Origin of the sequence: Mesorhizobium sp. 113-3-9 (assembly GCF_016756515.1) — a bacterium.
Lineage (GTDB): Bacteria > Pseudomonadota > Alphaproteobacteria > Rhizobiales > Rhizobiaceae > Mesorhizobium.
On sequence record NZ_AP023246.1, the window covers coordinates 5,932,761 to 5,947,121 of the forward strand.

Consider the following 14,361-nt stretch of genomic DNA (forward strand, 5'->3'; position numbering starts at 1 on the left):
GACACTTTTCGGCCACCAGCCGGGGCTTCACCTCACCCAGCCTTGCGGACCGACGCTTCCGGATCTTCGAAGAACCGATTGGCCGGCCGCTTCAGGCCGAGATTCTCGCGCAGCGTCGAGCCCTCATACTGCCGCCTGAAGATGCCGCGCCGCTGCAGCTCGGGCACCACCTTCTCGACGAAGTCATCGAGCCCTGCGGGCAGATAGGGAAACATGATGTTGAAGCCGTCCGATCCCTCGGCGACCAGCCATTCCTCCATCTCGTCGGCAATGGTTTTCGGCGTGCCGACGAAAGCAAGGCCGGAATAGCCGCCCAGTCTCTGGGCAAGCTGGCGTACAGTCAGGTTTTCATCCCGGGCCAGTTCAATGACGCGCTCGCGGCTGCTCTTCGAGGCATTGGTCTCCGGTATTTCCGGCAGAGCGGCGTCGGGATCAAAGGCCGACGCGTCGTGTCCAAGAGCGATCGACAACGAGGCAATGCCGCTCTCGTAGTAGACCAGGCTGTCGAGCTTCGCTCGCTTGGCCCGCGCCTCCTCGACACTGTCGCCGACAATGACGAAAACGCCAGGCAGGATCTTGATATCGTCGCGGGAGCGGCCAAGTTTCTGCGCCCTGCTTTTGACATCGGCGAAGAAGCGTTGGCCCGACGCGAGATCACCATGGGCGGCGAAAATGACTTCCGCCGTTTCCGCGGCCAGCTGCCGCCCGGCTTCCGACGCGCCGGCTTGCACGATGACCGGCCAGCCCTGTACCGGCCGCGCGATGTTGAGCGGCCCGCGCACCGACACGTGCTCGCCTTTGTGGTCCAGCACATGCAATTTGGCGGGGTCGAAATAGAGCCCGCTTTCGGCATCGCGGATGAAGGCGTCGTCGGCAAAGCTGTCCCAGAGGCCGGTGACGACATCGTAGAATTCGCGCGCCCGGTGATAGCGCTCGTCATGCTCGACATGTTCGTCCAGCCCGAAATTCAACGCCGCATCGGGATTGGACGTCGTCACGATGTTCCAGCCGGCGCGTCCGCCGCTGATATGGTCGAGTGACGCGAATCGACGGGCGATATGATAGGGCGCGTCAAAGGTCGTCGATGCGGTGGCGACCAGCCCGATGTGATCGGTGACGGCGGCCAGCGCCGACAACAAGGTGAACGGCTCGAACGAGGTCACCGTGTGGCTGCGCCGAAGCGCCTCGATCGGCATATTCAGCACAGCCAGATGATCGGCCATGAAGAACGCGTCGAATTTCGCCGCCTCCAGCGTCTGAGCGAAACGCTTCAGATGCGCGAAGTTGAAGTTAGCGTCGGGATAGGCGCCCGGATAGCGCCAGGCGCCGGTGTGCAAACTGACGGGACGCATGAAGGCGCCGAGCCGCAATTGCTTCTTTTCTGCCATGGGAAGACACCCTGATAAGGACGAGCGTGGCCGCTCCGGTGCCGCTCAGCATGGTACCGCTTGGCCGCACTGGGAAGGAATTCTGTTTTGCAGAATCGGCGCCAGGGAGCATTTTAATCGGCGTGATGGGATCAGCCGTCGCGCCGGACCATCGCCATCGACATCAGCGATGGCGGATGGTCAGCGCCGCTCTATTCGGCTGCCAACGCCAGTTGCGGCCTTTCCGGCTGTTCCGTCGCGGATGCTTCCGCAGCGTCGACACCACGCTTCTTCAGCTCGCGGCCAAAGAACAGGGCATAGCCGGCGGGCAGCACCAGGATGGTCAGCACGGTGGCGACCACGATGCCGCCCATCATCGCATAGGCGAGCGGCCCCCAGAAGACGGCGCGCGAGATCGGGATCAGCGCCAGCACCGCCGTCATCGCAGTCAGGACGATCGGCCGGAAACGGCGCACGGCCGAACCGATGATGGCCTCCGAGCGCTCCATGCCTCTGGCGATGTCCTGGTCGATCTGATCGACCAGGATGATCGAGTTGCGCATGATGATGCCGAGCAGCGCGATGACGCCGAGGATGGCGACGAAGCCGAACGGCGCGCCGCTGATCAAAAGGGCCGCGGCCGCACCGATGATGCCGAGCGGACCGGTGGCCAGCACCAGCATCGCCTTGCCGAAGTTCTGCAGCTGGATCATCAAGAGCACGACGATGATGGCCAGCATGATCGGCGCCTTGGCGGCGATGGAAGCCTGGCTTTCGGCCGAATCCTCGGCACCGCCCTGGATTTCGATCTTGTAGCCGGGCGCTAGGCCGTCGCGCAGGCCCTGGATGTCCTTGTACATCTTGGTGACGACGTCGTTGGACTGCACGCCGTCGGGCAGCGTCGCCCGCACGCTGATCGTCGGCAGGCGGTCGCGGCGCCACTCGATGCCTTGCTCCAGCACCGGAACCACCTTGGCCACCTGTGACAGCGGCACGAAGCCGCCGAAATCGGTTGGGATATAGACCGAGTCGACCGAGGACAGCAGGCTGCGGCTGGCGTCCGGCTCGCGGGCGACGATGGAGACCGTCTCCTCGCCGTCGCGGAAATTGTCGAGCGGCGCGCCGGACATGGTTGCCTGCAGCATCTGGCGGATGCGCTGCGAGGTGACGCCGAGCGCACGGGCACGGTCCTGGTCGATCACCAGCTTCATCGCCGGCACCGGTTCGAGCCAGTCGTCATGGACCGCGCCGAGCAACGGATTCTCGCGGAACTTCGCCTTCACCTGGTCGGCGATGCGGCGCACCTCCTGGCGATCCGGGCCCATGACACGCATCTGCACCGGCCAGCCGGTTGGCGGTCCGAGGAACAGGCGGTCCACCTTGGCACGGATCGAGGGGAAGTCCTCGGCCAGAACCGTGCGCAGCTTGACGATCAGCCGCTCGCGGGCCGGCTCGTCATTGGCCATCACCAGCATCTGGGCGAAGTTCGGATTGCTGAGCTGTTGGTCGAGCGGCAGGAAGAAGCGCGGCGCGCCTTCGCCGATATAGGTGGCGATGAAGCGCTTGTCCTTGTCGTCCATCATCTTGGCCTCAAGCGCCTTGGCCTGCGCTTCGACCTCCTTGATGCTGGTGCCTTCCGGCAGCCACAGGTCGACGAGGATTTCCGGCCGCGATGATTGCGGGAAGAAGTTCTGCGGAATGAACTGGAACGCCCACAGGCTGGTACCGAAGGTCACCAGCGTCATCACAAGCACAATGATGCGATGGCGCACCGCCCAACCAACGGTCGAGCGAAGCCGGCGGTAGAAGCGCGTGTCGAAGGCGTCGTGATGGGTCCCGGCATGCTTGCGCTGCTTGAGGATCATATGCCCAAGCCACGGCGTGAAATAGACCGCGACAAACCACGACACGACCAGTGCGATGCCGACGACATAAAACAGCGTGCGCACATATTCGCCCGCCGTGGAGGCGGCGAAGCCGACCGGAATGAAGCCGGCGGTGGTGATCAGCGTGCCGGTCAGCATCGGGAAAGCGGTCGATGTATAGGCGAAGCTCGCCGCCTCGATCTTGACCAAGCCCTCCTCCAGCTTTCGCTCCATCATCTCGACGACGATCATGGCGTCGTCGACTAGCAGGCCGAGTGCAATGATCAGGGCGCCCAGCGAAATGCGCTGCAGGTCGATGCCGAGCTCGTACATGATGGCGAAAGTGGCTGCGAGCACCAGCGGAATGGCGATGGCGATGACCAGGCCGGAACGCCAGCCGATCGACAGGAACGAGACGACAAGCACGATCAGCAGCGCTTCGCCGAGCGCGTGCATGAATTCGGCCACCGCATCCGTGACGACGCCCGGCTGGTCGGAGATCTGGTCGACCGACACGCCATAGGGCAACGCCTCCTCGAAGCGCTTGTAGGTCGCCTCGACATCCTTGCCGACATCGGTGACCTTGAAGCCCTTGGCCATGACGACGCCAAGCTGCACGCTTTCGTGACCGTTGAAGCGGTATTTGCGCTGGAAGGGATCTTCGAGCCCCGAGGTCACGGTGGCGATGTCGCCGAGCCTGGTGACCTGGCCGCCGGCGCGCAGGCGCAGTTCCCTGATATCGGCGGCCTTGGTGACGTCGCCTTCGACCGAGATGCGCACCGAATTGACGCCGGTGTCGACGGCACCGGCCGGATCGACATTGTTCTGGCCCTTGATGGCGTTCTGCAGGTCGGTCAGCGTCAGGCCGCGTTCGGCCAGCGCCTTGGACGAGACGTCGATGTAGAGCTTTTCCGGCTGGTCGCCGATGATGACGGCCTTTTCGACGCCGGGCGTGGTCAACAGCATGTCGCGCGCCTGGATGGCGAATTTCTTCAGCTCTGGATAGGAGAAGCCATCGCCGCTGATCGAATGCAGGGTGATGAAGGTGTCGCCGAATTCGTCGTTGAAATAGGGGCCGAGCAGGCCTTGCGGCAGGTCGCCTGATATGTCGCTGACCTTCTTGCGCACCTGATAGAAGGCGTCCGTCACCTCGGCGGCGTTGGTGTCGCCCTTGATCTGCACCGTGATGATGGCGCTGCCGGCGCGGGTGAAGGAGCGCACGAAGTCGAGATGCGGCGTTTCCTGCAGCTTGCGCTCGATCTTGTTGACGACCTGGTCCTCCATCTCCTGGATCGAGGAACCCGGCCAGATCGCCTGCACGACCATGACGCGGAAGGTGAAGTCGGGATCTTCTTTCTGGCCCATGCGCATAAGGCCGAGCGCACCGGCGATGATGATCAGCCCAAACAGGAACCGCGCTATGGAGGGGTGGCCGATGGCCCAGCGCGAAAGGTTGAAGGGCCGCTTTTCTTCAGTGGAGGTTGTCATCGGTGCTGTCCACTTTGCTGTTTGCCGGCGCCTGGTGCTTCGAAGAAGCGCGGCGCGCGAAAACGAAATCATTTGCGTTCGATACTGGCTTCCGGGCGGCGAGGCTTTCCGAGCGGAGAGACACTCATCGCGGTGGGACGCTAGGGTCGATGCGGGGGTACATCGGCCTTGACGTCTCGACCTTCGGGCGCACGCCGCCCGGAAACCTGCGGCCGCGGGAACGCGCGGCCGACCTGTCTGTCGTCAGCGCAGCCGGCTGGCGTCGTCGCCATCGGCCGAGGCGGACTGCTGCGCGATGCCGCCGGCGAGTTTCACCTTCAGATTCTCGGTCATGAACTGTGTGCCGGCGGCGACCACGATATCGCCGGGATTCAACCCTTCGGCGACACGCACGCCATCGGCGGCGAACTTGGCAACCTTCACTGGACGGGCATGGACGGTGTCGGCGCCACGATCGACGGTCCAGACGATCGACTGGCTATCTTTCTCAGCCAACGCGCTCAGCGGGATCGATACGAGTTGCTTCTCATTGGCCGCCGACGCCTCGATATTGGCAGTCATGCCGAGAAGCACGCGTTGGTCGTTGGGCAGGCTGACGCGGACGGCGAAGGTGCGCGACTGCGGATCGGCGCTGCCGGCAACCTCGCGGACCTTGCCGTCGAGCGTCAGTGTGTTGTCGGACCAGAAGCCGGCCTTGACTGGCTTGCCCGGCTTGAACTCGGCGATCTCCATTTCGGGGACCGCGATCAGCACTTCCTTCTCGCCGTCGACGGCGACGGTGACCACCGGCGCACCGGAGCCGACCACCTGGCCGACATCGGCGTTCACCGCCGTGACGATGCCGTCCTTGTCGGCCTTGAGGTCGGTATAGCCGACCTGGTTCTTGGCCTGTGCAAGCGACGAACGGGCGGAGTCGCGCGTGGCGACCGCCTGGTCATAGGTCAGCGTCGCCTGTTCGAGCTGCGATTTCGGCGAAAAGTTCTTGGCGAAAAGCTGCTCGGCGCGCTTGCGCGCAAGCTCTGTCGTCTCGACCTGCCGTTCGGCGGCATCGAGGGCTGCCTGCGCGCTCTTCACCGAAAGGTCGTAGTCGGTGGGATCGATGCGGGCGAGCACATCGCCCGGCGCCACGTGCTGGCCGATGTCGACAAGGCGCTCGGTGATCTTGCCGTTGACACGGAAAGCCAGCGCGCTTTCGGTGCGGGCCCGCACCGAACCGGAATAGGAGAGCGTACGGGTGTCGTGCGCCTGGGCAATCTCGACGACCTTGACCGGGCGGATGCTCTCCTTGACCTCGGCCTTCTCCTGGCTGCAGCCGGCAAGCGTGAGCCCTGCAACGACCAAGCCCGCGACCGGCAACCGGCGGATGATGAAATTGGACAAAGACATCGTGGTACTCCCGACTAAAGGCGGACTGTCGACACCGGCGACCGGCGGCTATTTCAAGGCTCTGATGGCGTAGTCGATAAGTTCGTCGGGCATTGCCCGGTTGGTCTTGGCAAGGCACTGCGCCACCATCTGCGGGTGGCAGAGGATGACGGTGGCGGCGCCAAAGCAGCGCGAGGCGGCTTCGGGATCCTGCTCCCTGAACTCGCCGGTCTCGACGCCCTCGCGGATCACCTCGGCGAACAGGTCGTGAATGCTGTTGACGTGCTTGTCGATGACGCTCCAGTCGCGCTCGAGCGCGACGATGACCATCTCATGGACCTTCTGCTCGTCGAGCATGGTCTCGAGCGTCATCTTGTACTGGGCGTGAATGTAGCGACGCAGCCGCTCCTCCGCGCTGATCGGCAGGTGCATGATCTCGTAGGCCATCTTGTAGCTGGCGCCGAGCATTCGGCCGCAGACGGCTTGGTGGATTTCAACCTTGGAGGCGAAGAAACGGTATATGTTGGCCGGCGACATGCCGAGTTCGCGGGCGATGTCCGCGACATTCGTCTTGCCGTAGCCATAGTGCCGGAACAGGCGCTCGGCGCAGTCGAGAATGCGTGTCACATTCTCCTGCCTGGCGGCATCGACCATGATGTTGGCGGCTTCGGACATGGATCCCTGTCGTTTTACGAGTGACGAATTTCAATTTTCGTCAGTCGTAAATTGAAGAGAGGGCGATGTCAACGCGAAATCGACGTACGCGTATAATTGGTGACAGATGGTGACAGTGGGCGGACGCGACAACCGGCGCGCTCGCGATTGGCAACGCCGCCGCAGAATTCGTCATGCTAGGGCGGAGCAAGGAGCGAAGCGACGCGGCGCAAACCCTAGGATCCATTCCGGGGCGTCGGTCAAAAAATGCTACGGATCAATATGTTACATCAAAAGGCGAACTGTTGCCCGCAGCAGTCATTCACGACCGTTGGAGCACGGCCGCTAGGCCACGGAATGGATCCCAGGGTTTCCGCAACGTCGCTTCGCGACTGCTCCACCCTAGGATGACGAAGCCGCCTAGGTCCGCGGCAAATCGTCGAGACCTAGCAAAAATGACGGTGCGCTCACGCCACCTTGGCCATCTCCCGCAGCCGGAACTTCTGGATCTTGCCCGTCGACGTCTTCGGGATTTCGGCGAAAATCACCGCTTTCGGCACTTTGAAGCGGGCAAGCAGCGCACGGCAGTGCTCGATGATCTCCGCTTCGGTCGCGGTCTTGCCGGGCTTCAGTTCGACATAGGCCACGGGCACTTCGCCCCACTTGTCATCATGGCGCGCCACCACGCCACAAGAGGCAACGGATGGGTGTTTGTAGAGTGCATCCTCGACCTCAATAGAGGAAATGTTCTCGCCACCCGAGATGATGATGTCCTTGGAACGGTCCTTGAGCTGGATGTAGCCGTCGGGATGCATGACGCCGAGATCGCCGGAGTGGAACCAGCCGCCGGCGAAGGCTTCGTCGCTTGCCTTGCGGTTCTTCAGATAACCCTTCATGACGATATTGCCGCGGAACATCACCTCGCCGATCGTCTCGCCGTCGGGCGGTGTCGTCTGCATCGTCTCGGGATCCATGACGGTCAGGCCTTCAAGCGCTGCGTAGCGGACGCCCTGCCTTGCCTTCTTGGCGCTGCGCTCGCCTTTTGCCAGACCGTCCCATTCACCGTGCCATTCGTTGACCACGGCCGGACCATAGGTCTCGGTCAGGCCGTAGAGGTGGGTGACGGCAAAGCCGGCATCGGCCATGCCCGACAGCACGGCTTCCGGCGGCGGAGCGGCCGCGGTGTTGAACGTCACGATCTGCGGGAACTCACGCTTGTCCTCGTCCCGGGCATTGATCAGCACCGACATGACGACCGGCGCGCCGCAAAGATGGGTGACGCCGTGATCGGCGATGGCGTCGTAGATCGGCTTCGGCCGCACCCAGCGCAGGCAGACATGGGTGCCGGCCTGGACGGCCAGCGTCCACGGAAAGCACCAGCCATTGCAATGGAACATCGGCAGCGTCCAGAGATAGACGGCGTGCTTGGCCATGCCGGCATGGATGGTGTTGGTATAGGCCATCAGGGCGGCACCACGATGGTGGTAGACGACGCCCTTCGGATTGCCTGTCGTGCCTGAGGTGTAGTTGAGCGAGATGGCGTCCCATTCATCGTCGGGCATCGACCAGGCGAAATCCTCGTCACCGCCGGCGACAAAATCCTCATAGTCCGATGCGCCGATCCGTTCGCCTTTCGGATAGGGCGCGTCGGCGGCGTATTCGGGATCATCGTAGTCGATGACCAGCGGCTTGACCTTGGCCAGATCAAGCGCCTGCCGGACGACACCTGAGAATTCACGGTCGACGATCAGCACCTTGGTCTCGGCATGGTCGAGTTGGAAGGCGATGACCGCGGCGTCGAGGCGGGTGTTGAGCGAATGCAGTACCGCCTTGGTCATCGGCACGCCGAAATGCGCCTCCAGCATTGGCGGCGTGTTGGACAGCATGACGGTGACCGTGTCGCCCTTGCCGATGCCGCGCTTCCGAAGCGCCGATGCGAGTTTCAGCGAGCGGCGCCAGAAATCACGATAGGAGATGCGCAGGCCGCCGTGGATGATGGCAACGTGGTCGGGATAGGTCTTTGCAGCGCGCTCCAGATAGGTGAGCGGCGTCAGCGGCTGGTGGTTGGCCGCGTTCCTGTCGAGATCCTGTTCGTAGGGATTGCCCATCCCGTCCTCCCCAAAGTTCTTTTCGAGCTTTCTAACCTTAGGACTCTCGTCAGGCCATCCCCCGGATGGCCGAAAATGCTATGCTATCCAGGCTTTGTAGAACGGCGATCCCGGATGAACCTTGCCGAGAGACGATCGTGTCCCCGCATCCGAATTTGACTTTTGTCGAGAGCCGTGACTAATGTCAGCCGAGGAGACGGCATGGCGATCCGACCGGCAGAACAGCTCATTCACAAGGCCGCCTGGCTCTACTACGCGCATGGTTTGCGGCAGGACCAGGTTGCGAGCCAGCTTAACATTTCCCGTGCTTCGGTGGCCATGTATCTACGCAAGGCGCGCGAGACCGGCATCGTCAACATCTCGACCTCGACCCAGTTGTTCACCGACGATGTCATGGCGCGCAAGCTCGAGGACGCGTTGGGCCTCGACGCAGTCTGGATCGCGCCGGAGAACGGCCATATCCCGGACCCTTCGACTGACATCGCCGTGCTGGCGGCGAGCGTCTTTCTGGAACTGGTCAAGAAGGGCGACCGCATCGGCGTCGCCTGGGGTCGCACCGTCTACATGATCGCCGACATCATGTCCTATGCCGACCTGCAGGATGTCACGGTGGTGCAGCTCTGCGGCAATCTCGGCGCGCCCTACTCCTATCGGCCCGACCAGTGCACCATGGAAATCGCGCGGCGGCTCAACGCCAAGGGGTTGAATTTCTATGCGCCGCTGGTGCTGTCGACGGAAGAGCTGGCGCGCGCGCTGCGGGACGAACCGGTGATCCGCGAGCAGTTGTCGGGAATCAAGGACTGCGATCTCGCTCTCTACTCGGTCGGCGCGGTCGACGCCGAGAGCCATCTGGTCAAATGCGGCGCGCTGACACCGGGCGAGATGGCGGAGTTGCGCAGCCGAGGTGCCGCTGGCGTCATTGCCGGGCAGATCATCGACGCCCAGGGCAAGGTGCTCGACTGCAGTTACAACCGCCGGGTGATCTCCGCCGAGCTTGCCTCGTTGCGCGCCATCGCCAGGCGCCTGATGGTGGTGCAGGAGGACAGCAAGTTCGAACCGCTGCTCGCGGCTATCACCGGCGGGCTTTGCACGCATCTGGTGGTCGGCGCGCATATGGCGCAGCGGCTGCTCGATCATGCCGGAGCGGCAACCCAAAGGGCATCCTGAATAAGCAACCATTCGCCGGCGCATTGTCATCAAGGCGTCGCGGCATTCCTGTTTCACCACACAAGACAGCAACTGGACGAAGCGAACATGAAGAATCTGTGGAACGACGAAGCGGCCGAGAAACTTGTTGCCGACTATGCCAAGAAGGGCGTCGGCCGCGATCTGGCCTTGCGCGTCTACACCACGCGGCTGCTGGGTGGCGTGCCGCAGCTGGTCTTGCATGGCGGCGGCAACACCTCCTGCAAGATCAAGGCGACCGACCTCGTCGGCGATGAATGGGACGTGCTCTGCGTCAAGGGCAGCGGCTGGGACATGGCCGTCATCGAGCCGCAAGGCCTGCCGGCGGTCAAGATGGGCGCCCTGCTCAAGGCGCGCGCGCTGGACAAGCTCTCCGACGAGGACATGGTGGCGCTGCAGCGGGCGAACCTGATCGATCCGTCCTCACCCAATCCCTCGGTCGAAACGTTGCTGCATGCCTTCCTGCCGCACAAATTCGTCGACCACACCCATTCGACCGCGATCCTGGCAATCGTCGACCAGGAAGACTCGAAACCGCTGGTGACGACGGTCTTTGGCAGCAAGATGGGCTACGTGCCCTACATCATGCCAGGCTTCGACCTTGCCAAGGCGGCCGCCGACGTCTTCGATGCCGACCCGACCGTTGAAGGCCTGATCCTCGACAAGCACGGCATCTTCACCTTCGGCGACGACGCCAGGCAGGCCTATGACCGGATGATCCACTATGTGAACGTCGCCGAGGACTATGTGGCCAAGCACGCCAAGCCGACGGCGGCAAAGGCCGCACTGCCGGCAAGGCTCGCGACACCGGCCTCCATTGCTCCGATGCTGCGCGGCGCCGTCGCGGTGTCGCGCGGCGAAGGCCGCTTCGACCGCATGATCTCTGACTTCCGCACCTCGGACGCGATCGTCGATTTCATCAACTCGGCCGCGATCGCCGACTATGCCGGACGCGGCGTGTCGACACCGGATCTGTCGATCCGCATCAAGACAGGCCCGATGGCGGTGCCGGCGCCCGATGCCGACAAGGCCGGCGACTACAAGGCCGTCATCAAGAGCCATGTCGACGCGTTCGCCAAGGATTATCGCGCCTATTTCGAGACCAATGATGCGCTCGACGACGTCAAGCGCATCATGCTCGACCCGATGCCGCGCCTGACGCTGGTGCCGGGGCTGGGCATGTTCGGCCATGGCCGCACGCTGAAGGATGCCAAAATCGCTTCCGACGTCGGCGAAATGTGGATCGAGGCGGTGCGCGGCGCGGAAGCGGTCGGACGGTTCCATCCGCTGTCCAAGGCTGATCTGTTCCCGCTGGAATACTGGTCGCTCGAACAGGCCAAGCTTGCCTCCAACAAGCCGAAGCCGCTGACCGGCCAGGTGGTGCTGATCACCGGCGGCGCCGGTGCGATCGGGGCGGCAACGGCAAAACTGTTCGCCGACAATGGCGCCCATGCCGTGGTCGTCGATCTCGACGCCGAAAAAGCCGCTGATGCCGCCAAGAAGGCCGGCAACAATTCGATCGGCGTCGCCGCCGACATCACCGATCCGGCCCAGGTGCGTGCCGCCTTCGACAAAGCGGTTGCCGTCTTCGGCGGCGTCGACATCCTGGTCTCCAATGCGGGGGCTGCCTGGGAAGGCCGGATCGGCGAACTCGATGATGCGCTTCTGCGCAAGAGCTTCGAACTCAATTTCTTCGCCCACCAATCGGCGGCGCAGAACGCGGTGCGGATCATGCTCGAACAGGGCACAGGCGGGGCGCTTTTGTTCAACACCTCCAAGCAGGCGGTCAATCCCGGCCCGAAATTCGGCGCCTATGGCGTACCGAAGGCGGCGACTTTGTTCCTGTCCAGGCAATATGCGCTCGACTACGGCGCCCATGGCATCCGCTCCAATGCCGTCAACGCTGATCGCATCCGGTCCGGCCTTCTGACCGACGCCATGATCGCCAGCCGCTCCGGCGCGCGCGGCGTCTCGGAGAAGGAGTACATGTCCGGCAATCTGCTCGGCCAGGAAGTGACCGCACAGGACGTGGCTCAGGCCTTCCTGCATCACGCGCTGGCCGAACGCACCACCGCTGACGTGACGACCGTCGACGGCGGCAACATCGCGGCGGCGCTGCGGTAGGCATTTACGGCTGACAACAAAAAGGGCGGCTCACGGGCCGCCCCTTTCATATCTGTCGTGACGACCCTTACTTGGCGTTCGGGTTCGGCATCCAGGCCGGCATGGCGACATCAGCATGGGCGAATTGCGGCAGCTTGGCCGACAGGTCTTCCATGTTCTTGATGTCCTTGTCGATCAGTTCCTTCTGGGTGATCAGCGTCGGCGGCACGATGACGTTGTGGCCGGGGTCCTCACCGGCGAGCAGCTGTGCCAGAGCGCGCACCGAGACCTGGCCGACAACGGCCGGGTTGGTCGCCGCGGTCGCTGCCCAGGCGCTGTCGGGCTCGCGCATCGCCGCGATATCCGAAGTCGAGATATCGGCCGAATAGATCTTGATGCCCTTGTTGAGACCCGCTTCGTCGACGGCGATCTTCACGCCCTTGGCGAATTCGTCATAGGGGGCGAACATCACCTTGATGTCGGGATGAGCCGACAGCACCGAACGCGCCTGGTTGGCGACGGAGTTGGCGATCGGGTTGTCGAGTGTGCCGAACATGGCCACTTCCTTGATGCCCGCATATTTCTTCTTCACATCGACCCAGGTCTCGTTGCGGCGGTCGAGCGGCGCGATGCCGGCGACATAGACATAGCCGGCATTCCAGCTTTCGCCATTGTCCTTGACCGCCTGCTCGAGCGCGAGGCGGGCGAGGTCCTTGTCCGACTGTTCGATCTGCGGGATCTTGGGGTTTTCGACGTTGACGTCGAAAGCCACCACCTTGATGCCGGCATCGACAGCGCGCTGGGCGGCGTCCTTCATCGATTCCGTCAGGCCGTGCTGGATGATGATGCCCTGCACGCCGAGCGCGATCGCCTGGTCGACCATGTCGGACTGGAGGGCGGCGTCCTGGCGGCTGTCGAGCACGCGCAGGTCGATGCCGAGCGCTTTCGACTGCGCTTCGACGCCCGAGAGATAGGCCTGGAAGAAGTCGCCGGTCGAGAGATAGCGCACCAGCGCGATCTTGACGCCGGGCTTGTCGAACGGCGCCGGCTTGTCCGCGGCAAGAGCCGGGACCTGCATCAGCATGGTTGCGCCGGCCAGCCCGAGCGCGACCTTCCCCAGAAGTCTTCTTGTGATGTTCACCTTGTTTTCCTCCACTCTTGTTGAGCCCAAAAACCTATCCGGCCGAAACTATCTCCGGCCCCTGCCCGACAAGGCAAAGGTGAAGACAAGGGCGACGACCAGAACCACGCCCTTGACGAAATCCTGCGTGTAGTAAGGCGCGTTCATCATCGTCAGGCCTTGCAGCAGGATGCCGACGAACAGCGCGCCGACGGCGGTGCCGAAGGCGTTCGGCTTGGCGGCGCCAAGCACCGCGTAACCGATCAGCGCCGCGGCGACCGCATCGAGCAGCAAATTATTACCCGAGGCGATATCGCCGCGTCCAAGCCGAGCCGCGAGCAAAATGCCGCCGATCGAGGCAAAAACTCCTGAAATAACGTAGGCCCAGATCTTGTATGCCTTGACAGGCGCGCCGGCGAGTTCAGCGGCGCGCTCATTGCTGCCGACCGCATACATCATCCGCCCGAAGCGCGTGTATTCGAGGAAGAACCAGATCAGCACGGCAAGCACCAGCAGCACGACCACCGACACCGGAATGAGGTTCGGGATGAAGAAATCGAAGCGGTGGCGGCCGAGCGCAAGGAAGGCGTCGGAGAATTTGCCGTTGGCGACCGAACCGTCGGGCATGGTCATGCCTGTGGCGATCGAGCGGCCCTCGGTCGGGATGCGCTGCAAACCGACAAGCAGGAACATCATGCCGAGCGTGGCGAGCAGGTCCGGCACGCGCATGTAGACGATCAGCCAGCCATTGATCAGGCCGACAATGGCACCGATGAGCAGGCAGACGACCACGGCGACGAGGGCATTCTGCTCCAGCACCACCATGACATAGGCAGCCGCCATCATGGCCGATGTGGCGACCGAGCCGATCGACAGGTCGAAGCCGCCGACGACCAGCGTGGCGGTGACGCCGAGCGCCAGCACGCCGGTGATGGCGACGGACTGGAAGATGAAGACGGCACTTTGCGGCGAGACGAAACCGTCGGCCGCGATCGCGAAATAGGCGACGAGCCCGACCAGCAGGACGATGAACCCGTAGCGGATTGCGTAGTCGCGCAGCGTCATTCAGCGCACCCCGGCGCCGCTGCCCACTTTACCCAACTCGA

9 protein-coding genes are annotated in these 14,361 nt (G+C 63.3%); 2 read left to right on the top strand and 7 right to left on the bottom strand.

The features are described from left to right. Nucleotides 1-32: 32 nt before the first annotated feature. From MesoLj_RS29070 to MesoLj_RS29090, 5 genes are all read right to left on the bottom strand, one after another. On the bottom strand, nucleotides 33-1,388 hold the full coding sequence (locus MesoLj_RS29070) for an LLM class flavin-dependent oxidoreductase (RefSeq protein ID WP_202323426.1): 1,356 nt from the start codon (nucleotides 1,386-1,388) through the stop codon (nucleotides 33-35). Nucleotides 1,389-1,579: 191 nt separating this feature from the next. Then, the gene (locus tag MesoLj_RS29075; RefSeq protein ID WP_202323427.1) at nucleotides 1,580-4,720 is read right to left on the bottom strand and encodes an efflux RND transporter permease subunit; all 3,141 of its coding nucleotides are present in this window, start codon (nucleotides 4,718-4,720) and stop codon (nucleotides 1,580-1,582) included. Nucleotides 4,721-4,963: 243 nt separating this feature from the next. Next, nucleotides 4,964-6,106: an efflux RND transporter periplasmic adaptor subunit gene (locus tag MesoLj_RS29080; RefSeq protein ID WP_202323428.1), complete on the bottom strand. Its 1,143-nt coding sequence runs from the start codon at nucleotides 6,104-6,106 to the stop codon at nucleotides 4,964-4,966. 48 nt (nucleotides 6,107-6,154) lie between these two features. Further along, the gene (locus MesoLj_RS29085) at nucleotides 6,155-6,760 is read right to left on the bottom strand and encodes a TetR family transcriptional regulator (protein ID WP_140769152.1); all 606 of its coding nucleotides are present in this window, start codon (nucleotides 6,758-6,760) and stop codon (nucleotides 6,155-6,157) included. 446 nt (nucleotides 6,761-7,206) lie between these two features. Further along, entirely contained in the window at nucleotides 7,207-8,847 is a 1,641-nt protein-coding gene (locus MesoLj_RS29090) for an acyl-CoA synthetase (RefSeq protein ID WP_202323429.1), read from the bottom strand. A 201-nt stretch (nucleotides 8,848-9,048) separates the two neighbouring features. Between MesoLj_RS29090 and MesoLj_RS29095 the strand changes: the two genes are divergently transcribed. Further along, a complete protein-coding gene (locus MesoLj_RS29095) occupies nucleotides 9,049-10,014 on the top strand; it encodes a sugar-binding transcriptional regulator (protein WP_202323430.1) in 966 nt (321 codons plus the stop codon). 87 nt (nucleotides 10,015-10,101) lie between these two features. After that, a complete protein-coding gene (locus tag MesoLj_RS29100) occupies nucleotides 10,102-12,156 on the top strand; it encodes a bifunctional aldolase/short-chain dehydrogenase (RefSeq protein ID WP_202323431.1) in 2,055 nt (684 codons plus the stop codon). A 67-nt stretch (nucleotides 12,157-12,223) separates the two neighbouring features. Here MesoLj_RS29100 and MesoLj_RS29105 read toward each other — a convergent pair whose 3' ends face one another. Together MesoLj_RS29105 and MesoLj_RS29110 are read right to left on the bottom strand one after the other, a co-directional pair. After that, nucleotides 12,224-13,276 (bottom strand): substrate-binding domain-containing protein, encoded by a 1,053-nt coding sequence (locus MesoLj_RS29105; RefSeq protein ID WP_140769162.1) that lies wholly within the window; start codon nucleotides 13,274-13,276, stop codon nucleotides 12,224-12,226. A 48-nt stretch (nucleotides 13,277-13,324) separates the two neighbouring features. Then, nucleotides 13,325-14,320 carry an ABC transporter permease gene (locus tag MesoLj_RS29110; RefSeq protein WP_202323432.1) on the bottom strand — a complete coding sequence of 332 codons (996 nt, stop codon included), beginning with the start codon at nucleotides 14,318-14,320 and terminating at the stop codon, nucleotides 13,325-13,327. Nucleotides 14,321-14,361 lie beyond the last annotated feature (41 nt).

What these genes read in the sequence shown, in the direction of transcription:
- MesoLj_RS29070 (WP_202323426.1), bottom strand. Translation starts at nt 1,388, where the DNA reads ATGGCAGAAAAGAAGCAATTGCGGCTCGGCGCCTTCATGCGTCCCGTC.
- MesoLj_RS29075 (WP_202323427.1), bottom strand. Translation starts at nt 4,720, where the DNA reads ATGACAACCTCCACTGAAGAAAAGCGGCCCTTCAACCTTTCGCGCTGG.
- MesoLj_RS29080 (WP_202323428.1), bottom strand. Translation starts at nt 6,106, where the DNA reads ATGTCTTTGTCCAATTTCATCATCCGCCGGTTGCCGGTCGCGGGCTTG.
- MesoLj_RS29085 (WP_140769152.1), bottom strand. Translation starts at nt 6,760, where the DNA reads ATGTCCGAAGCCGCCAACATCATGGTCGATGCCGCCAGGCAGGAGAAT.
- MesoLj_RS29090 (WP_202323429.1), bottom strand. Translation starts at nt 8,847, where the DNA reads ATGGGCAATCCCTACGAACAGGATCTCGACAGGAACGCGGCCAACCAC.
- MesoLj_RS29095 (WP_202323430.1), top strand. Translation starts at nt 9,049, where the DNA reads ATGGCGATCCGACCGGCAGAACAGCTCATTCACAAGGCCGCCTGGCTC.
- MesoLj_RS29100 (WP_202323431.1), top strand. Translation starts at nt 10,102, where the DNA reads ATGAAGAATCTGTGGAACGACGAAGCGGCCGAGAAACTTGTTGCCGAC.
- MesoLj_RS29110 (WP_202323432.1), bottom strand. Translation starts at nt 14,320, where the DNA reads ATGACGCTGCGCGACTACGCAATCCGCTACGGGTTCATCGTCCTGCTG.